Annotated in this window: 16 protein-coding genes and 1 pseudogene; 6 read left to right on the top strand and 11 right to left on the bottom strand. The window is 72.9% G+C overall.

Going from position 1 to position 18,625, the window contains the following annotated elements; translation table 11 throughout:
- Window positions 1-181: 181 nt before the first annotated feature.
- The 5 genes and pseudogenes from OG310_RS19835 to OG310_RS19855 all read right to left on the bottom strand — a co-directional run.
- Window positions 182-955, bottom strand: a pseudogene (locus OG310_RS19835) (DNA polymerase ligase N-terminal domain-containing protein); the annotation flags it as partial.
- A gap of 437 nt (window positions 956-1,392) precedes the next feature.
- On the bottom strand, window positions 1,393-2,217 hold the full coding sequence (locus OG310_RS19840) for a DUF1295 domain-containing protein (RefSeq protein WP_329457220.1): 825 nt from the start codon (window positions 2,215-2,217) through the stop codon (window positions 1,393-1,395).
- On the bottom strand, window positions 2,214-3,488 hold the full coding sequence (locus OG310_RS19845) for a cyclopropane-fatty-acyl-phospholipid synthase family protein (protein WP_329460261.1): 1,275 nt from the start codon (window positions 3,486-3,488) through the stop codon (window positions 2,214-2,216). Before OG310_RS19845 ends, OG310_RS19840 begins: the two co-directional genes overlap by 4 nt.
- A gap of 57 nt (window positions 3,489-3,545) precedes the next feature.
- Window positions 3,546-4,262, bottom strand: a complete 717-nt coding sequence (locus tag OG310_RS19850) for a DUF1365 domain-containing protein (protein WP_329460262.1) — start codon at window positions 4,260-4,262, stop codon at window positions 3,546-3,548.
- Between the two features lie 83 nt (window positions 4,263-4,345).
- A complete protein-coding gene (locus tag OG310_RS19855; RefSeq protein ID WP_329457221.1) occupies window positions 4,346-5,731 on the bottom strand; it encodes an NAD(P)/FAD-dependent oxidoreductase in 1,386 nt (461 codons plus the stop codon).
- 168 nt (window positions 5,732-5,899) lie between these two features.
- On the opposite strand from OG310_RS19855, the gene OG310_RS19860 reads away from it, so the two are divergent.
- Together OG310_RS19860 and OG310_RS19865 are read left to right on the top strand one after the other, a co-directional pair.
- A complete protein-coding gene (locus tag OG310_RS19860) occupies window positions 5,900-7,831 on the top strand; it encodes a molybdopterin-dependent oxidoreductase (protein WP_443078698.1) in 1,932 nt (643 codons plus the stop codon).
- A gap of 191 nt (window positions 7,832-8,022) precedes the next feature.
- Window positions 8,023-8,673, top strand: a complete 651-nt coding sequence (locus OG310_RS19865) for a fasciclin domain-containing protein (protein ID WP_329457222.1) — start codon at window positions 8,023-8,025, stop codon at window positions 8,671-8,673.
- Window positions 8,674-9,267: 594 nt separating this feature from the next.
- Here OG310_RS19865 and OG310_RS19870 read toward each other — a convergent pair.
- Complete coding sequence (locus OG310_RS19870) at window positions 9,268-10,020, bottom strand: anti-sigma factor (RefSeq protein ID WP_329457223.1); 753 nt, start codon at window positions 10,018-10,020, stop codon at window positions 9,268-9,270.
- A complete protein-coding gene (locus OG310_RS19875) occupies window positions 10,017-10,601 on the bottom strand; it encodes a sigma-70 family RNA polymerase sigma factor (RefSeq protein WP_329457224.1) in 585 nt (194 codons plus the stop codon). Before OG310_RS19875 ends, OG310_RS19870 begins: the two co-directional genes overlap by 4 nt.
- A gap of 716 nt (window positions 10,602-11,317) precedes the next feature.
- Here OG310_RS19875 and OG310_RS19880 point away from each other — a divergent pair.
- Window positions 11,318-12,307, top strand: coding sequence for a GNAT family N-acetyltransferase (locus tag OG310_RS19880; RefSeq protein ID WP_329457225.1), 990 nt, complete (start codon window positions 11,318-11,320; stop codon window positions 12,305-12,307).
- 597 nt (window positions 12,308-12,904) lie between these two features.
- Here the strand turns inward: OG310_RS19880 and OG310_RS19885 are convergent.
- Complete coding sequence (locus OG310_RS19885; protein WP_329457226.1) at window positions 12,905-13,927, bottom strand: helix-turn-helix domain-containing protein; 1,023 nt, start codon at window positions 13,925-13,927, stop codon at window positions 12,905-12,907.
- 192 nt (window positions 13,928-14,119) lie between these two features.
- On the opposite strand from OG310_RS19885, the gene OG310_RS19890 reads away from it, so the two are divergent.
- Both OG310_RS19890 and OG310_RS19895 read left to right on the top strand, forming a co-directional pair.
- Window positions 14,120-14,611 carry a cupin domain-containing protein gene (locus OG310_RS19890; protein ID WP_443078869.1) on the top strand — a complete coding sequence of 164 codons (492 nt, stop codon included), beginning with the start codon at window positions 14,120-14,122 and terminating at the stop codon, window positions 14,609-14,611.
- 214 nt (window positions 14,612-14,825) lie between these two features.
- Entirely contained in the window at window positions 14,826-15,107 is a 282-nt protein-coding gene (locus tag OG310_RS19895) for a FadR/GntR family transcriptional regulator (protein WP_443078699.1), read from the top strand.
- Between the two features lie 54 nt (window positions 15,108-15,161).
- On the opposite strand, the gene OG310_RS19900 is transcribed toward OG310_RS19895, so the two are convergent.
- Together OG310_RS19900 and OG310_RS19905 are read right to left on the bottom strand one after the other, a co-directional pair.
- Window positions 15,162-15,383 carry a hypothetical protein gene (locus OG310_RS19900; RefSeq protein ID WP_329457227.1) on the bottom strand — a complete coding sequence of 74 codons (222 nt, stop codon included), beginning with the start codon at window positions 15,381-15,383 and terminating at the stop codon, window positions 15,162-15,164.
- A gap of 175 nt (window positions 15,384-15,558) precedes the next feature.
- Window positions 15,559-16,056, bottom strand: a complete 498-nt coding sequence (locus OG310_RS19905; protein ID WP_329457228.1) for a hypothetical protein — start codon at window positions 16,054-16,056, stop codon at window positions 15,559-15,561.
- 302 nt (window positions 16,057-16,358) lie between these two features.
- On the opposite strand from OG310_RS19905, the gene OG310_RS19910 reads away from it, so the two are divergent.
- Entirely contained in the window at window positions 16,359-17,864 is a 1,506-nt protein-coding gene (locus tag OG310_RS19910) for a M1 family metallopeptidase (RefSeq protein ID WP_329457229.1), read from the top strand.
- Window positions 17,865-17,952: 88 nt separating this feature from the next.
- Here OG310_RS19910 and OG310_RS19915 read toward each other — a convergent pair whose 3' ends face one another.
- The gene (locus OG310_RS19915; RefSeq protein ID WP_329457230.1) at window positions 17,953-18,624 is read right to left on the bottom strand and encodes a GNAT family N-acetyltransferase; all 672 of its coding nucleotides are present in this window, start codon (window positions 18,622-18,624) and stop codon (window positions 17,953-17,955) included.
- Window position 18,625: the final 1 nt, after the last annotated feature.

Here is an 18,625-nt window from a genome sequence, read left to right on the forward strand (position 1 = left end):
TGCCCCCGTGCGTCCGGCCGGCACCGGCGTTGCCCGGGGGCCCGTCCTCGTGGCCCGGCCCTTCTCGTCCGTCGACGCGGCGCACCGTGCCACGTCCGGCCTTCCTCGCACCGGTGCTGTCCGTTGCGCCGTGCCCGCCCGACTGTCCGCCGTCGTCACGGTGGCTCCCGCTGTGGTCGCCGTCGTCCCGCTCGACCTGGTGCAAGGTCCGCCCCGACAGCGCCGACCTGGCCCGGCGCGGGTCCGGAGTCGCGGTGCCGCTCCGGTCGGCCTTCGCGTCGGCCCGCTTCACCAGCAACCAGGCTTCTTCCCCGTCCTCCTCATGGCCCGCTCCACCCCCGCCCCGGAAACGGGTGAGTACGTAACCGCCCTTCAGCTTCGCCCCGTCGAGCCAGAAGCTCGCATGGCCCTCGGCCAGGGCTTTCGCGAACGACGCGGCATCGCTCGCCGTACCGTCCTTGCCCAGCGGCCTGTACGTCCCGGTGTCCCACACGATCACGGTGCCCGCACCGTACTCACCCCGGTCGATGGTGCCCTCGTACTCCCGGTACTCCAGCGGATGATCCTCGGTGGGTACGGCCAGCCGTTTGTCGCCGGGGTCGGTGGAAGGCCCCTTGGGCACCGCCCAGGACTTGAGAACACCGTCGACCTCCAGCCGGAAGTCGAAATGCATGGTGCTCGCGTCGTGAATCTGTACGACGTACGACGGCAGGTCCCCGGCAGTGTCATCCCCACCGCCCCGGCCGGTGCCTTCCTGCCCGCTTGCGCTCCCCGAATCCCCCCGGTGCTCCGGGCCGTCGGCGCTCTCGGAGGCCCCTTCGTGGCCCCTGCGGCTCTTGTCGCCCCTCGCTTCCTCCCCGCGCCGGCCCCTTGCCTCGTCATCGCCACGCGGCTCACCTGTGGCGCCGAAATCTCGCTTGCCCCGGTAACGCCTCAGCGGGTCTTCCCCAGCCACAGATCACTCCTTTCTCGCAGCTCAGGAGACGGGTACCCCTGGAACGCCGTTCGTCCCAGCCGGTGGGGCGGCTCGGCCGGCCCCTGGGCGAGGCCGTGGAAGTGATCCCGTGGCCCAGGACGGCCCGCTCCCGCTGGAGCGGGCCGTCACGGTTGGCCGGGCGACGGCGGTGACCGGGGTGGTGGCCGTGAGGGGCCGGCTCGCCTCCGCCGGTCCGCCGGGCGTCGCCGGTCGCGGCCGCTCGTGTGCCGGGGCACCTCGCCACCGACTCCACGGCCGTCCGTACCGCCTGGACGAGCCCCGCTCACCCGGTACCGCCTGGACGAGCGCCGCTCACCACCGGTACCTCCGTTTCGCTTTCCGCCGCGGTCCCACCGGACGCCTCCGCGAAACCGTCCTGCGGCAGACCGACGACCCGGTGCGGTCGGCCCGCCTCGTCAGCTGCCCTGCGCCGGGCGCCTCTTCGGAGGCCGGGGGAGGAAGCCGCTGGTACGGGAGGCATAGTCGGAAAAGCCCGGCCGATCGGCCATGTGCCGCTCCAGCAGCCGTTTCCCGCTGCCTTTCGTGAGGAGCAGCGACATCACGACAGGGCTGACCACGGTGGCGGCGGCCGTCGGCCAACTACCGCACGCGAACAGGAACAATCCCCACCACACGCAGAAGTCACCGAAGTAGTTGGGGTGACGGGTCCAGCTCCACAGGCCCCGGTCCATGATGCGGCCCTTGTTCGCGGGGTCAGCGGTGAAGGCTGCCAGCTGGTGGTCGCCCACCGCCTCGAAGAACAGTCCCAGCAGCCACAACGCGCAGCCGACGTAGACCAACGGCCCCACGGCGTTCGGAAGGTACTGGGCGGCCTGCACCGGCAACGACACCAGCACCACCAGGAGGGCCTGGAGCAGATACACCGTCCGCAGCGCCCGCAGCCGCGGGTCACCCGACCCCTTCGCCAGCATCTTCTCGTAGCGCGGATCCTCGCCCTTGCCCCGGCCCCGGTGGGCGATGTGCAGGGACAGCCGCACGCCCCAGACCACGGTGAGCGCCGTGACGAGTCCCTGACGGACGCCGTCGCCCTCGCCCCGGCCGGCCGCCATCGCGAGCGAGACGAGCGCGGCCACCGCGAAGGCCGCACCCCATGCCACGTCCACGTAGCGGTGTCTGCCCTTCGCCACACCGACAGCGAAAGTCACCAGCATGACGGCGAGCACACCACCGGCCGAGACCCCGACTCCCGTTCCGAACGGCCCCCAGGGGAAGCCGCTCACAGCTCGCCGCCGCCGCTCGGCCCGGCGCCGTCGCCCGTCCGGGCCAGCACGACCTGCCGCACATCCAGATAACCGGAGCGGAAGCCAGCCTCCGAGTACGCCAGGTAGAAGGTCCACATGCGACGGAACGTCTCGTCGAATCCCAACGCGTCCACCTCACCGCCGCGTTCGGTGAAGGCCTCGCGCCACAGTCGCAGGGTCTCGGCGTAGTGCGCGCCGTATCCGTCCACCCGGACGGTCCTCAGGCCCGTCAGGTTACGGCTGATGGTCTCCATCGCCTCCAGGGACGGGATCACTCCGCCGGGGAAGATGTACTTGTGGATCCAGGTGTAGGTGTCCTGGGTGGCGAGCAGCCGGTCGTGCGCCATGGTGATCGCCTGCAGCGCGACCCGGCCGCCCGGTACCAGCAGCCGGTCCAGCGTCTCGAAGTACGTCGGCCAGAACTCCACCCCGACGGCCTCGATCATCTCGACGCTGACCACGGCGTCGTAGGTGCCCTCGACGCGGCGATAGTCCCGTAGTTCGATCGTGACGGCGTCGCCGTGACCGGCGGCCCGCACCCGTTCACGCGCCAGGTCCCGCTGTTCCTCGGAGAGGGTGACGCTGTGGACGCGTGCTCCCCGCTCCGCTGCCCGCACGGCGAGTTCGCCCCACCCGGTGCCGATCTCCAACAGGCGGGTACCGGGCCCGACCCGCGCCGCGTCGAGCAGCAGGTCGATCTTGCGCCGTTGCGCGTCCGCCAGCAGCACACGGTCACCGGGCAGGGCGCGGAAGACGGCCGACGAGTAGGTCATCGTCTCGTCGAGGAACAGCGCGAACAGCTCGTTGGACAGGTCGTAATGGTGGTGGATGTTGCCGCGCGAGCCCTCGGGAGTGTTGCGCTGCGCCACGGGATGCCGCCGCACGAACGCTGTGCGCAGGCGCTGCAGTGCCGCGGGGATGAGACGGTCCGCGTGGCCGGCGAGAACGGTCAGCACGGCGACGAGATCCGGTGCGTCCCACTCGCCCGCCATGTAGGACTCGCCGAAGCCGATGAGCCCGCCGGTGCCGATCCTGCGGTGGAAGGCGGCCGGGTCGTGGATGGTCATCCGGGGCCCGCCGAGCCCGATCGGTCCGGAGACGTCTCCCTCGATGTGCACGTAGAGCGGCAAGCCGCCCAGTGCCCGGCGCACGAGGCGCTCGGCGATCGCCGCCCGGAGCCCGGACGAACGGGGCGGTCGCGCGACATCGGGCCAGCGCGACGGGTCGATGGCGGCGGCGCCCGCCACCACGTCCGTGGTCCTTTCGGCGGAGGGGTTGTGCTGCGGGTACGGGGAGAGGGTCACGTCTTACTCCACGCCTTCCTGGTGCGGGTGTCGGGGACGGGGCTGTACGGGCAGACCGCGCAGCACCCGGAGTGCTATGCCGTGGAGCCGGATGCCCACGGAGACGGCGGCGGTCGACCATGGATGGCGCAGGGCGGCGCCGAGCAGTTCGCGGTGTGTGGCGGGGCGGCGCGAACCGCGCACGGTCGCGGTGAAGGCACGGCCGCCCGGGCGGTCCAGATGCACCGTGAGGGAGAGCCGGTCCGCCGGCTCCGGCAGGTACATGGTGTAGCCGCCGTCGACGGGGAAGAACGGCGAGACGTAGAAGTCCTTGTCGACCGTGGCACGCCCGGCCCCGTCGGGGCCCAGCAGATAGCAGTGCCGTTCCCGGTAGGTGTTGTGCACCTCCGCCACGACGCAGGCCGTGGAGCCGTCCGGCCGGTGGCACCAGTAGAGCGTGAGGGGGTTGAACACATGGCCGAACACACGGGCGTGCGCGAGCATCACCACCCGGCCGCCTGCCAGGTCGATGCCCCGGGCGTCGAGGAACGAGTCGAGCCCGGCGCGGATGGAGGGCAGGTTGCCGCTGAAGTGGTCGCGGGCGTCGAAGCGGGCCAGCGGGCGCAGCCACCACGGGAGCACCGGTGGCCGGTCCGGGTCGATCAGCCACAGGTAGGTGCGGACACGAAAGGCGTACCGGCGCGGCGAGACGCGGACGTGCGCGATGGTGCAGGGGTACAGCGCGGGCGTCGTGGGGCCGCTCGCGGTGGCGGGCCCGTCGGCCGCCGGCCGTGAGAACGGCGGGAGCGCGCGAGGCGTCGGTGTCACCAGTCCACCCCCAGTGAGGCGGCCGCCCGCACCCCGGAGCGACAGCCGTCCTCGTGGAAACCCCAGCCGTGGTAGGCGCCGGCGTAGGCGGTGACACCGGTGTTCAGGCCGGGCAGGTGGTGCTGCGCGGCCACCGATTCCGGTGTGTACACGGGGTGTTCGTAGTCCACGTGGGCGATGACGCTCCCCTCGTCGACGAGGTCCGCGCCGTTGAGCGTCACGACGTACCGCTCGGGCGCGTCGAGGCGCTGGAGCCGGTTCATGTCGTAGCTGATGCGGACGGCCGCCGCGCTCGCGTCGCAGCTCGGGAGGCGCATGTTCCATGACGCCGCGGCGCCGGCCGCACTCGGCAGCAGGGATGTGTCGGTGTGCAGCTGGGCCGGGTTGCGGGAGTAGCGGAAGGCCCCGAGCACCTGCCGTTCCTCGTCGGTGGCGTCGGCGAGAAGCCGTAGGGCCTCGCCGGGATGGACGGCGATCACCACACCGTCGTACGACGTGGTGCGGCCGTCCTCGGCGGTGACGGTGGCTCCGCGCGGGCCCCGGGCGATCGTGCGTACGGGAGTCGCCGTGTGGACGGCGGTGAGTTGTTTGCCGATGCGTTCCACATACGTTCGCGAGCCTCCGGTCACCGTGCGCCAGGAGGGGGAGTCGCTGACGGACAGCAGGCCGTGGTGGTCGAGGAAGCGGAACAGGTAGTGAGCGGGATAGCGCAGCGCCGTCTGCCCGTCGCAGGACCAGACGGCCGAGACCAGGGGGGTGATGAAATGAGCGATGAAGTAGCGGGAGAAGCCGCCCGCGTCGAGGAACGCACCGAGGGTGGTGGCCTGTGCGGCCGGCTCCCGCCCCGCGTCCGTCGCCGCCGCGCGACGCGTTGCCGGCGCCTCGGGAACGGGGTTCCCGTGTTCCTGACCTTCCCGCGAAGGCTGCTCCTGCTCTCGCTCCCGGGTGTCCCGCGTCAACAGGCGGCGGGCCGCGCGGTGGAAGCGGGGGATCTCGCCGAGCATGCGCAGATAGGAGGGATTGAGGATGTTGCGCGGCTGGGCGAACACACCGCGGAGGCCGCGTGCGCCCGCGTACTGAAGGCCGCAGCCCTCGCAGCGTACGGACATGCTCATCTCCGACTCCTGCGTCCGCACGTCCAGTTCCCGCAAGAGGCGCAGGAGATACGGATACGTGCGCGCGTTGTGCACGATGAAGCCGGAGTCGACCCCGTGTATCCGGCCGTCGGCGGAGGCTGCGTCGTGTGTGTGCGCATGGCCGCCGAGCCGGTCGTCGGCCTCGTAGAGCGTCACCTCGTGGCCGCCTCCGCGCAGGATCCAGGCGGCCGTCAGGCCGGCCACTCCGCTGCCCACGACGGCCGTGCTCCGCGCCGCTCCACTCATCGTTCTCCTTCCCTGCGGGGCCGTCCGGTCGTGCCCCTCACGTGGGTCCTTCGGAGCGGAAGCCACTGAGGACTGGTCCCCGTCGTACTCCGGTTCGCATCGGCCGGGCGATTTCATTCCCACGTGTGAATGACCAATCCCGGGAGCTCGTTGCGCCGAATGGCCGTCGTGAGTGGAGATACGGAAGTCGGCACACCGAAGGGCCGCCCCGGGCGTCGGGGCGGCCGGGGACCGCGTGTCCTGCTGGGCGCGACGAGCGGTTTGCTCTCGGGGTTCGCGGCGCTCGCCGTGGCGGAACTGGTCTCGGCGGCGGTACGCCCCGAGGCGAGTCCGGTCACGGTGGTGGGTGGCGCGGCCGTCGACCGCACCCCGCCCGCGCTGAAGGACTTCGCGGTACGGCACTTCGGGACCAACGACAAGGCGGTGCTGCAGCTGGGCATCGTGGTCGTCCTGGCTCTGTTCGCCGTCGCCGTCGGGGTGTTCGCCCTCCGGTACCGCAGGACGGGTGCCGGCGTCGCGCTCCTGTTCGGTGCTGTGGGTGTCGCCGCGGCGTCGACCCGGCCGGACGCGCGACTGTCCGATGTCCTGCCGTCCGCCGTGGGTGGAGTGGTGGCCTGCGGGCTGCTCCATTGGCTGGTCGGCCGGGTTCCGGCCCCGTACGGGGGCGGGGCCGGGACACTCAGCCAGGAAGCGGCCCGGGATGCGACCGGTTCGGATGACGCGGCAGGGTCGCGGAAGGCGGCGGGCCGTGAGAGCACGCCCGCGTCCGGCACCAGGACCGGTCGCGTGCCCGTCCGAGCGTCCGGGTCCGAGTCCGAGTCCGGGACCGGGAGTCCGTTCGAGCCCGGCAGCGAGTCGGCGTCCTGCACCGACTCCGAGCCCGACACCGGCATCGCGTCCGGGCCCAGCACCGCTTCGGCGTCCGGCACCGAGTCCGGAAACGGGCCCGGGGCAGGGCCCGGTATTCGGCCGGGGGCGGGGCCCGGGGACGTGCCCCTCGTGCGGGGCGTGTTCGACCGGCGTGGGTTCGTCGTCGCCGCGACAGCGGCTGCGGCGGCCTCGGCCGGGGCGGGCGCTCTCGGCCGGCACCTCAACAGCGACAAGGCGGCGGCGCAGGCGGCGGACCGCGCGGACATCGTCCTGCCGCGCCCGGCGTCGCCTGCCCGGCCGGTCCCGGCCGGGGCGCACCTGGGGGTGGCGGGTCTCAGCCCGTTCATGACGTCCACCAAGGACTTCTACCGGGTGGACACCGCGCTGGCCGTTCCGCAGGTGGATGCCATGACGTGGAAGCTGCGGCTGCACGGCAAGGGGGTGCGCCGGCCGGTGACACTGACGTTCCGGGACCTGCTGCGGCGTGACCTCGTCGAGCGTGACATCACCCTCACGTGTGTCTCGAACGAGGTGGGTGGCCCGTACGTCGGCAACGCCCGTTGGATCGGGGTCCACCTCGCCGACGTTCTCCGGGAGGCGGGTGTACGGCCCCCGTCCGAGGGCGGGCCGGCCGACCAGCTCGTCGCGCGCTCCGTCGACGGGATGACGATCGGCTCCCCCGTGGAGACGGTGATGGACGGCCGGGACGCGTTGCTCGTCCTCGGGATGAACGGCGAACCGCTGCCGTTCGCGCACGGCTTCCCCGTACGCATGCTGGTGCCGGGCCTGTACGGGTACGTCTCCGCCTGCAAGTGGCTGACGGATCTCGAACTCACCACGTTCGACGACTTCGACGCCTACTGGGTCAAGCGGACGTGGTCGCGTGAGGCGCCCATCAAGACCGAGTCCCGGATCGACACACCACGGCCGTTCGCGAGCCCGAAGGCGGGTGTGGTGCCGGTCGCCGGTGTGGCCTGGGCACAGCGCAGGGGCATAGCCCGGGTCGAGGTCCGGGTCGACGGCGGGCCGTGGCACGAGGCGAAGCTCGGTGCGGAGGACACCCGCGACACCTGGCGCCAGTGGATGTGGCCGTGGCCCGCCACGTCGGGCAGCCACACGTTGGAGGTCCGTGCCACCGACCGCACGGGCTACACGCAGACGGAGAAGCGCGTCGGGACGGTGCCGAACGGCGCCACCGGCTGGCATTCGGTGGTGGTCGCCGTGCCCTGATTCCCCCACCGCGTCGCCGTCGGGCGGGACACGCCTTCCTGACCTGGCCTCGCCCGTGCGTCTTCGGCCCGGCACCCGCGGCCGGCCCGCGACAACCGGGCCGGGTGCGGCCGGAACAGCCAGTCATTCCCCAGTCACGACCCAACCCCCCAGGGTGCACACGGATGTGCGCCGACCAGAAGGAGAACCTCATGATCGCCCAGCGTTTCCAGCGGACCGCCGCCATCGCCGCCGCCGCCCTCGCCCTGCCGGTCGTCCTGACGGCGTGTTCGAGCGACAACAGCAAGAGCAGCGACAAGGCGGGCTCCGCAGCCTCGTCGGCGATGCCGCCCAAGGCCTCCGCGTCGAGCGCCCCCAGCACGATGGACCAGCCGTTCGGGCCTGCCTGTTCGTCCGTTCCCAAGAGCGGCGCCGGCAGCTTCAACGGCATGTCGCAGGACCCGGTGGCCACCGCGGCGTCGAACAACCCCGACCTGTCCACGCTGGTCACGGCCGTGAAGAAGGCCGGACTCGTCGACACCCTCAACAACGCCAAGGGCATCACGGTGTTCGCGCCCACCAACGAGGCGTTCGCCAAGATCCCGAAGGCTCAGCTCGACAAGGTCCTCAGTGACAAGGCGACGCTGACGAAGATCCTCACGTACCACGTGGTGGGCCAGAGGGTGACGCCGTCGCAGCTCGGCAACGGCGCGTTCGCCTCCCTGGAGAAGGAGAAGGTCATGACGGCCGGCTCCGGCGACGCCTTCAAGGTGAACGACACCGCGAACATCGTCTGCGGCAACGTGCCGACCTCCAACGCGACGGTCTACATCATCGACAGCGTTCTGATGCCGAAGATGTGACGCGGTGACGCGGTAGGTGCGTGGCGGGCCGTAGCGGGCTCACGCCGAGGGGCGGTCACCCGTACATCGGGGTGACCGCCCCTCGGCGTCGCGCCGGTGGACCGTGGCGGCCGTGCACGTGGGTGATACGGGTGCACGCCGTGCTCGTGCCTCACGCCCGGACCTCGCAGGCACCCGTGGCGCCCGTCCCCGTGGTGAGCGTCCGGGTCGCGCTCCCGCCTGCGGCGGTTGCTTCCGGCGGAGCCGAGCCGCGCTGGTCCTCCCCGTGGTGCGTCGGCCGGGGGCCCGCGTCCGGGGATCGGCGGCCGACGCCCGTAGATCATGGGTCCGTACGCGGGTGGCCGCCCCGGCGACGAGCCGGAGCGGCCACAGGCGGTGCGGCGCCGACACGTCGGCGCGGTCGAACGGTCGGGCGGCCACGCGGCTGCCTGGCCGCCCGGCGGGGCAGCCACCGGGCCGTACAGCCCGGTCAGCCGGCCCGGCCGCGCACGCACGTACTCACGCGGTCACGCACTCACGCGGTCACGTACGCACGTACTCACGCGGTCACGCACTCACGCGGTCACGTACGCACGTACTCACGCGGTCATGCGGTCACGCGGGGAACTTCATCAGCGCGAGCGGGTTCGACGTCGGCGACGTGGAGCCGCCGGCGGGTTCGACGGTGATTCCCATGGCCGACGCCTTGCCGATGTGGCCTGTCAGGAGTACGGCCTGCGAGGCCGAGGGCGAGGTGATCAGGCCGGCCGGGCGCATCGTGCCCGCGTCGTCGTACCAGAGCTGGTAGACCTTGCCGTTCGGTGGTTTCGGCAGTCCGGACGCGATGAACGCGGCGCGGTTCTGCGAGCGGGAGACGACGACCGTGCCGCTGGCGCCGTCGCTGAGTTTCCCGGCTGTCGTGCGGGCGTCGGGCGCCGACAGTACGGTCGCCAGCCGGCGGGAGTCGTGCTGCGCTGCCTGCACTTGCGCACGGGCGTCCTGCGCCTCCTGGTGCTGCCAGACGGCGACCCCGCCGAGCCCGGCCGCCGCCGCGACGCACGCGGCGAGGGCCCATCGCGTCAGGGCCCGCCGCCGCCGGCCGCCGGGGCCGGGCCGGCCCGCCCCTGGTACGGCGGGCGGCAGTTGGCGCTCGGTCGCGACGCTCCGCATGACGCGTTCCTTGAGGGCGTTCGGCGGGATCACGGACACCGCCAGGCCGAGGCGCCCGGCGGTGGCCGACAGTTCGGCGACCTCCTGGGCGCACGCGGGGCACGCCAGCAGATGACGCTCGAACTCGGCGCTCTCCGCCGGATCGAGCGCGTGCAAGGCGTAGGCACCCGTCAGGGTATGCAGGTCAGCGGTGGTCATACCGTCACCCCCAGGCAGTCGCGCAGCCGGATCAGACCGTCTCTGAGCCGGGTTTTCACCGTGCCGAGAGGCACCGACAGCAGTTCGGCGACCTCGCGGTAGAGCAGTCCCTGGTAGTACGCGAGGGTGACCGACTGGCGCTGCAACTCGGTGAGCGTGCGCAGGCAGCGCCGTACCTGTTCGCGTTCGAGCCGGGCTTCCACCTGCTCGGTCACCTCGTCGAACGACGGGGTGCGGTCCAGCAGGGCCGCCTTCTGCTCGCGGTCGCTGGCCGCCTGCGCCGACCGGACGCGGTCCACCGCGCGCCGGTGGGCGAGCGTCAGCACCCAGGTCATGCCGCTGCCCTTGTCGTGCCGGTACCGGGCCGCCATGCGCCAGACCTCAAGGAGGACCTCCTGCGCCACTTCCTCGGACTGTGCCGGATCGCGCAGCACGGAGCGTACGAGCCCCAGCACGGGCCCGCAGACCATGTCGTAGACGCGTGAGAAGGCCTCCTGGTCGCCCCGTGCCACCAGGCCGAGCAGTTCCTCCAGGTCAGGGCCCACGGGGACGGGTTCGCCGATATGAACGGCCTCTTTCACGCGGCTCTCCTCCGAGTGTGGTTCTCGCACGCGGCATCGACCGCGGAACGTCAATGCACATTCGTCACCGCGGGCGTACGGGATTGGTCGGGCGCACGGATCTCCGGGCCGGCCCGGGGCCGGTCCGCTCTGATCCGGTCGCAGCCGGTCCGGTCCGGCTGCTCGCCGTGCCGTCCAGGACCCGCTCGGCCCCGCCGATGTCCGGCCGGGCTGCGTGCGTACGCGGGTCCCTCGGGCTCCTCGGGTGGTTCCGGTTCCCCGGGGCGTCGGGAGGAGCAGGGACCCTCGCGTGTCGGTCGCGTATCCGTGCGCAGCGCCGCCTACCCCGTTTCCGCGGCGCGACGCATGGCGGCGGCGACCTCGGTGGCAGGTGATCGTCGCGGTAGCGCCGGGTGTGAGGCCCGTCTCCCGTTCGAGGGCGTCGCTGAGGGCGCTCGCACCGACGTGACCGAGCGGACGCGCCGGCCCGCCCGCCGTCGTCACGCACGGCCCGCCCGTGTTCCTGACAGGACCGGCACGGGCCTGCCGCCTCCAGCAGGTGCGGAGGTGTGCCGGGCATCGGGAAGCTCGCCCGGGGCGGCCCGTCGCACCGCGAGCGGTGACGCGAAGTCCCGGGTTCGGTACGGTGAGTGACGCCATGCCAGGAAACGGCGGACGGCGGTCGCGCGGCGGCCGTCGCGAGGCCCGCCGCCGACCGGAGGGACGAAACGACCGCCATGACCGAGCCCGGCATCCCGGCGCCCCGCGAGGACCGACTCGTCGTCGCCCCGGCCTCCGTCGCCGACTGGGCGCAGGTGGAGGAGTGGGCGGCCGGCGAGAACTGGAACCCCGGCCTGCGTGACACGGCCTGCTTCCACCCCACCGATCCCGAGGGGTTCTTCGTGGGCCGTCTCGGTGGCCGCCCGGTCTCCGCGGTCTCCGTCGTCAGGTACTCCGAGGGGTACGCGTTCCTCGGCCACTACCTCGTCCGGCCCGCTCTGCGCGGGCGTGGACTCGGCCTCGCCACCTGGCAGGCGGCCGTGCCGCACGCGGGGTCGCGGACGATCGGACTGGACGCGGTGCCGGAGCAGGAGGCGACGTACCGGCGTTCCGGTTTCGTGGCGGCGTACCGCTCCCTGCGGTACGGAGGCCGTCCCCCGCGCCGGTCCGCGCCGCCACCCCCGGCGGGTCGGCTCCCGGCCCCGCTGCCTGCCGGCCGTCCGCCGAACGCCGGCCCGTGGAGTGCTGATGCGCCGGCCCCCGGTCAGCCGCCGGCCGATCCCTCGCTCGCCGACGGCGTGGTGCGCGAGAGGGGAGCCCTGCTGGACCGCGTCGCCGCGTATGACGCCCGCTGTTTTCCCGCCGAGCGGCGCGGCTTCCTCGGCCGGTGGCTGGCGGAGCCCGGGCATGTCGCCTACGTACGGCTGCGGGGCGGCGTGATCCGGGGGTACGGCGTGATCCGTCCGGCCAGGTCCGGTCACCGGGTGGGCCCCCTGTTCGCGGACACGCCCGAGGACGCGGGCGCCCTGCTGGACGCGCTGCTCGCGCACGCGGATCCGGACAGCGACGTCGTCGTGGACGTACCCGAAGGGCACGCCGCCGCGCGCTCCCTGGTGGAGGCGCGGGGACTGGTGCCGGGCTCGTACACGGTACGGATGTACGCGGGTGAGGCACCGCCCACCCCGGCCGGGCGTGTCTTCGGCGGGACCAGCCTCGAACTGGGCTGAGGGGCCCGGCCGGAGGCGCTCGGGAACCGTGCGGGCGGGTCGGAGCGCACGTCGCCGAAGGGGCGGACGGCCGGGTGGACGGCCGCTCCCGTTTCAGGTTCGGGAGCGGCCGTCGGGGGCGGCGCGCGGTCGGAGCGGGGGAGCGCTCACGACCTGCGTTCTTGCCCCCCTTCCTCGTATCACAGAAACCGGCCGGGAGATCCCTGCCGGTTGGCCGGTTTACGACTGCTTGGCGAACGCTGCCTCGCCGTCGCGTTCCGCCGGGGCACGGGAACCCGGCGCGTGGCGACGCGGGTTCGGACGTCCGCGGATTCCGCTTTCGCGGGCGGGCGGGCGTCCTGGGGGCCGCGTAGCACCCATCGCGGCGGAAGGGCGGAGCGAGGGGGATGCCGTCGAGGAGCCGTCCGGTCCAGGCAGGCGTATGTGGCCGAGATTGATCCCGATCGACCGGTAATCAGCAGTGTTGTCCTGCCGGGTTCCGGAGCCGGTCCCTCGCAGGGCGCTCGCGCGCGGCGCGCCGACCGCCTGGGGCCGCTGGGGCCTTGGGCCTGGCGCCTGGCGTCACGTGTCAGGCTCAGGCGTCCGTGTCGCGCGCCGTCAGGCGGGTGGGGACGGGGGGACGGGCGGCGCGGATCCGGGGCGGGGTCCGAAGCGTTCGCGGTAGCGGGTGGGGGTGAGGCCGGTGTGCCGGTGCAGCTGGACTCGCAGGTTGGACGCCGTGCCGAGGCCGCTCGACCGGGCCACCACGTCCGCCCGGACCTCGCCGCGCTCGATCAACCGGCAGGCGAGCGCGACACGTTCGCCCGTGAGCCAGGCCAGCGGAGTGGTGCCGAGTTCGGCGCGGAAGCGGCGGTGCAGGGTGGCGGGGCTGACGTTCGCGTAAGCCGCGAGGCCGCCGATCGTCAGCGGGCCGTCCACCTGTGCGCGTGCCCAGTCCAGCACGGGAGCGAGGGACGCGTCCCGTACGGCGGGGACCGGGCGCTCGATGAACTGCCGTTGCCCGCCGTCGCGATGACCGGAGAACACGAGGCGGCGGCCGACGGCGTTCGCCACCTCGCTGCCGTGGTCGAGGGTGATCAGGTGCAGGCAGAGATCGAGCGCGGCGGCGCTGCCCGCCGCGGTGAAGACGTCGCCGTCGCGTACGTACAGCACGTCGGGGTCCAGACGTACGGCGGGAAAGCGGGCGGTGAACAGGTCGGCCCACCGCCAGTGGGTGGTGGCCCTGCGCCCGTCCAGCACACCGGCGGCGGCGAGAGTGAACGCGCCGGTGCAGAAGCTCACGAGGCGTGCCCCCCGGTCGGCGGCGCGCCGGACGGCCTCGACGACGGCGGGAGAGGGCTCGATCTCGGGATCGGGACGGTTGGGGACGATCACGGTGCCGGCGCGTTCCGTGGCATCGAGGCCCGCGACACCGGTCAGGGTGAACAGGCCGAGGTGCATGTCGACGGCCGGGCCCGCGGCGCAGAGCGTCAGGTCGTACCAGGGCCGGTCGAGCTCCGGCCTGCGCAGCCCGAACAGTTCCGTGGCGACGCCGAGCTCGAAGGGGTTGGACCCCTCGTCGACGACGAGTGCCACGGAGTGCGGGGAGGTCCCGGCCGAGTGCGAGGATCGGCGCGACATATGCGATTCGTATCACTCGTGCGGCGGCGGCGCCACGGGGACCATGGACGCATGACGACCGCGAACACACCCGGGGCGCACGACGCACCTGACACACCGGGCTCATCCGACACAGCAGGATCGCTCGGCACCCCTGACACGCCGGGAGCACCGGACACGCCGGCAACACCGGACACGTCCGAGGCGTACGACGTGCCGAGCGTGCCGGAACCGGTTCGGCTCCAGGAGGCCCTGGCGGGCTTCGAGGCGCTGTGGAGCCCGCGGATCGTGACCCGGGTGAATGACTACGACGTCCGGATCGCCAAGGTCAGGGGCGACCACGTCTGGCACGTCCACGACACCACCGACGAGTTCTTCCTCGTACTGGACGGCGAACTGACCATCTCCCTGCGCGAGGACACCGGGCGGACCGCGGGCCATGGGAGCGGCCAAGAAGGCCGCGAGGGTGACGGGGATCGTGACCGGGCGCTTCGTGATCCAGGCACGAGGTCGGAGCGGGTGGTCCGGCTGACGCGCGGCTCGGTTTTCGTGGTGGGCAAGGGCATCGAGCACCGGCCCTCGTCTCCCGAGGGTGCGTCGATCCTGATGTTCGAGCCGTCGGGCACGGTGTCGGTCGGGGACCGTCACGAGGAGATCCCCGAGCATGTCGACGCGACGACGGGCCACGCGCTGACCCACTCCTAGCGGAGGCCGCGGCCCGCACACCTCGGGACCTCGACGCCCGGCCCGCGGTCCTCAGCCCCCGGTCCTCACCCGCGGACATGCCGGTCCCCGGAGGCAAGCGGGTTCGCGGAATGCCTTGGGCGCGCCGGGCGTGCCAGGCGTGCCGGGCGGCCTGTCGCCGCGGGAGCGGGGTTGACTGGGGAAGGGCGAGGTCGGGCGTGGAGGTCGGGCACTGATGGAAGCAGTCGGCCCGAGCCCCCTGGTGGAACGAGCGGCCAACCGGCTCCGTGAGGAGATCGCGGGGGGCCGGTGGCCCGTGGGCGGCAAGCTGCCCGCGGAGACCGCGCTCGCGGAGCGACTGGGCGTCGGCAGGTCGACCCTGCGGGAGGCGCTGCGCGTGCTCGCGGGTCTCAGGCTGGTCCGCGCGAAACGGGGCGCTGGAGTGTTCGTCCTGGCGGAGCGCCCCCGGGAGGGCCGGCAGCACAGGCTGCGCGGAGCGGCGCTCGTCGGCGTCTAGGAGGTGCGCATGCTGGTCGAGGTCGAGGTCCAGGCGTCGGACCGTGGAGCGCACTCAGGCGCTGTAGCGGACCATCCAGTCGTTCTCCGCGTTACGCCCCATCTCGGGGTCGTTCGGCGGTGCGGCCGGTACCTCCTCGACCATCTCCTCCGGGCGGATGCGCCGGGGCAGCTCCGAGAAACGGGCCGACGGGACGGCGGGTGGTGTCTGCCCGCCGTCGTCGGAGAGCCGTGGTCGCGGTGTCCGGGGTGGTCGCGGTGACTCCGGGGTGAGCATGGTCGCCTCGCTCGGATCGGAGGAGGGGCGGGCCCGACGGGCCGCCCAGGACCAGGGTAGGCGCGCCGGGGTCGCCGGGGAGCGGCCGAATGATGACGGATCGCTGACGTCACACGGCACACCCCACCCGTCACACACCGGTGCGACGAGGGCGGCCTCCCGGGGTCCACCCGGCCTATATGCGCGGGAAGCGGGCCTGGAGGTCCCAAACGAGCACGTTGTCCCCGAGCCCCTCGTGCAGGTCGGTGAGGTCCGCGATCACGTCGTGCAGGAAGTCCCGCGACTCGCGGCGCAGCGCCCGGTGGTTGAAGGTCAGCGGCGGTTCGTCGCCGGGCATCCAGTCCGCCTCGACCTCGACCCAGCCGAACCGGCGCATGAACAGCATCCGGTCGCTCGACTCGGTGAAGTCCAGCTCGGCGTACTGGGGCTGGGCCGCCCGGTTGCCTCGCGGATCGCGGTCCAGCTGCTCCACGATGTCGCACAGCGCCCAGGCGAAGTCGAGTACGGGCACCCATCCCCAGGCTGTGGACAGTTCCCGGTCGGCCGTGGTGTCGGCCAGGTACACGTCCCCGCAGAACAGGTCGTGCCGCAGCGAGCGGGAGTCCGCGGTGCGGTAGTCCGTCTGCGGCGGGTCGGGAAAGCGGCGGGAGAGCGAGTAACCGATGTCGAGCACCCGCCGATCGTGTCATGCCCCGCTCCGGCCTCCCGCCCCCGTGCCCGCCGCCCTTCCGCGCCCGGCCTCCCGCCCGGCCTCCCGCCCCGAGCCCCGTACCCCCGTGCCCGCCGCCCTCCTGGCCCGAGCCCCCTACCTCGTACCCACCGCGCCGGCCGCCGTTCCCGCACGACCCGCCCCTCCCGCACGGCCCTGCGGTGCGGGACGTGCCACCGGGCGCGGGCACCCCCGGACGTGGCCGGGCGCCGCCACGCGGCGCACAGCGCTGTCGCCGCACCGCACTCCCGCTTACGATCGCCCTCGTGATCACCCGCAGACGCCATACGCCCGCGGTCACCGCCCGCGGCGCCGCGACCGTCCTCGCGGCCACTCTGGTCCTCTCCGGTTGCACCGAGGCGCACGCGGGCGCGCGTCCCGGCACCTCGGGGGTCGGCGACCCGTACTTCACCGGTCTCGGTAACGGCGGCTACGACGCCCTGCACTACGGCCTCACCCTCGCCTACACCCCCGGCGACGGCCGGCTGGCCGGCACCGCCGAGATCACCGCCCGCGCGACACAGGACCTGAGCGCCTTCAACCTCGACCTGGCGGGCATGAACGTTTCCTCCGCCACCGTCGACGGCGCCCCCGCCTCCGTCGCCCGGACCCGTTCGGAACTGACGCTGAGCCTGCGGCACGACCTGCGGCGCGGTCACACCTTCCGCGCCGTCGTGCACTATGCGGGCGTGCCGCGCACCATCACCGACCCCGACGGGTCCAAGGAGGGCTGGCTCGTCTCCGACGGCGGCCGGCGGGTGGCGGCACTCGGCGAGCCCACCGGGTCCATGGCGTGGTTCCCGTCCGACAACCGGCCGGGGGACAAGTCCACGTACGACATCTCCGTCACCGTCCCCTCTTCGCTCACCGCGGTCTCCAACGGGGAGCTGCGCTCGCGGTACCGCGCCCCGGCGTCCGGCCCGGGGCAGGGGAACGGCGAGGGCACGGGTGCGGGCACCACCACATACGTCTGGCGGACCGCACAGCCGATGGCGTCGTACCTCGCCACGCTCGCGATCGGCCCGTACGCGATCCGGCAGACGCGGCTCCCCGCCGCCACCGGAACCTCCCCCGACGGCCGTCCCGTCACCGTCTGCACGGCCACCGACCCGGACTCGGCGTCGAAGGGCCGGCGGCTGCTGGACGCCCTGCCGGGGATCATGGCGTGGGAGGAGAAGACCTTCGGCCCGTTCCCCTTCTCCTCGACCGGCGTGATCATCGGGAGGTCCGGCCAGGCCGGGTACGCCCTGGAGACCCAGAACCGCCCGTTCCTGCCGGGACCGAGCGCGACGTCCACCCTCGTGCACGAGATGGCGCACCAGTGGTACGGGGACGCCGTGACCCCCGCGACCTGGCGCGACATGTGGCTGAACGAGGGCTTCGCCACATACGGCGAATGGCTCTGGCTCGACAGCCGTAAGGGCAAGGACCGGGTGCCGCTCGCGCGCAGCTTCGCCCGGGCCTACGAGGACCCGGACAACTGGGCGTTCTCGCCCGCCGATCCGCCGAAGGCGGCAGACATCTCGGCGTCGCCGGTGTACGGGCGCGGCGCCATGGTCCTGCAGCGGGTACGGGAAGTCGTGGGTGACACCGCCTTCTTCCGTATCCTCCGGGGCTGGCCGCGGTCCCACCGTTACGGGAACGCGTCGACGGCGGATTTCCTGTCCTATGCGCAAAAGGAGGCGGGCGCCCGGGGGAAGCGGCTGGACTCCGAGGTCTGGCGGACCTGGCTGTACGGCACGAAGAAACCGAAACCGAAGCCGAAGCCGTAGAAGCAAGAGCGTGCCCGGTGCTGGTGAGCCGGTGCCGGTGCGGGAGCGGGTGCGGAGGGCCGTGTCGATGCCGGTGGTGCCGGGGCTCTCAGGTCCCGGTCAGGTCCTTGCGGAGTACGACGCAGGGCCGGCCGAGTCGCCGGTCGGGCCGCCGGTCGATCTCCTCGTAACCGAGAGCGGTCCAGAAGGCGAGGGCCCTGGTGTTGCTCTCCAGTACGCCGAGCCGGACCCCGGAGCGGCCCGCGTCCCCGAACCGCCGCTCGACGACTTCGGCCAGCCGCCGTCCGTGACCGATCCGCCGCATCTCCCCGTGGACCATCAGAAGACCGATCCACGCGTCGGGACCGGACGTGCCGGACGTGCTGGATGTGGCGGACGTGGCGGACGTGCTGATCGTGCCCGACGTGCCGGATGCGGGACGGGCCGCTGCGTCCGGCGCGGGGGCCGGCCCGCCCTCCGGCTCGCCGTCGGACAACGGCGTGGCACCGGTTCGGGTGCCGCAGGGGTCCGGGACCTGGGCGAGCGTGACGGCGACGGCTACGAGCCGGCCCGCCGAGCGGGCCAGCAGCACCTCGGCCCCGGGCTCGGCGAGTTCGTCGGCGAGGGAGGCCGCCACCTGTTCGGGGCGGATCGCCTCCGGGTCCGGGAAGTCGCCGCTGAGCTGCTGGAACGCGTGGTCCGACGCATACAGCGCGGCCAGCTCGGTGAGCAGCGGACCGGGCAGGTCGCCGTCGACGGGCTCCAGCGGTTCGACGATCATG

Origin of the sequence: Streptomyces sp. NBC_01497 (genome assembly GCF_036250695.1) — a bacterium.
Lineage (GTDB): Bacteria > Actinomycetota > Actinomycetes > Streptomycetales > Streptomycetaceae > Streptomyces.

What these genes read in the sequence shown, in the direction of transcription:
- OG310_RS19915 (WP_329457230.1), bottom strand. Translation starts at nt 18,624, where the DNA reads ATGATCGTCGAACCGCTGGAGCCCGTCGACGGCGACCTGCCCGGTCCG.
- OG310_RS19870 (WP_329457223.1), bottom strand. Translation starts at nt 10,020, where the DNA reads ATGACCACCGCTGACCTGCATACCCTGACGGGTGCCTACGCCTTGCAC.
- OG310_RS19880 (WP_329457225.1), top strand. Translation starts at nt 11,318, where the DNA reads ATGACCGAGCCCGGCATCCCGGCGCCCCGCGAGGACCGACTCGTCGTC.
- OG310_RS19855 (WP_329457221.1), bottom strand. Translation starts at nt 5,731, where the DNA reads ATGAGTGGAGCGGCGCGGAGCACGGCCGTCGTGGGCAGCGGAGTGGCC.
- OG310_RS19895 (WP_443078699.1), top strand. Translation starts at nt 14,826, where the DNA reads ATGGAAGCAGTCGGCCCGAGCCCCCTGGTGGAACGAGCGGCCAACCGG.
- OG310_RS19900 (WP_329457227.1), bottom strand. Translation starts at nt 15,383, where the DNA reads ATGCTCACCCCGGAGTCACCGCGACCACCCCGGACACCGCGACCACGG.
- OG310_RS19885 (WP_329457226.1), bottom strand. Translation starts at nt 13,927, where the DNA reads ATGTCGCGCCGATCCTCGCACTCGGCCGGGACCTCCCCGCACTCCGTG.
- OG310_RS19865 (WP_329457222.1), top strand. Translation starts at nt 8,023, where the DNA reads ATGATCGCCCAGCGTTTCCAGCGGACCGCCGCCATCGCCGCCGCCGCC.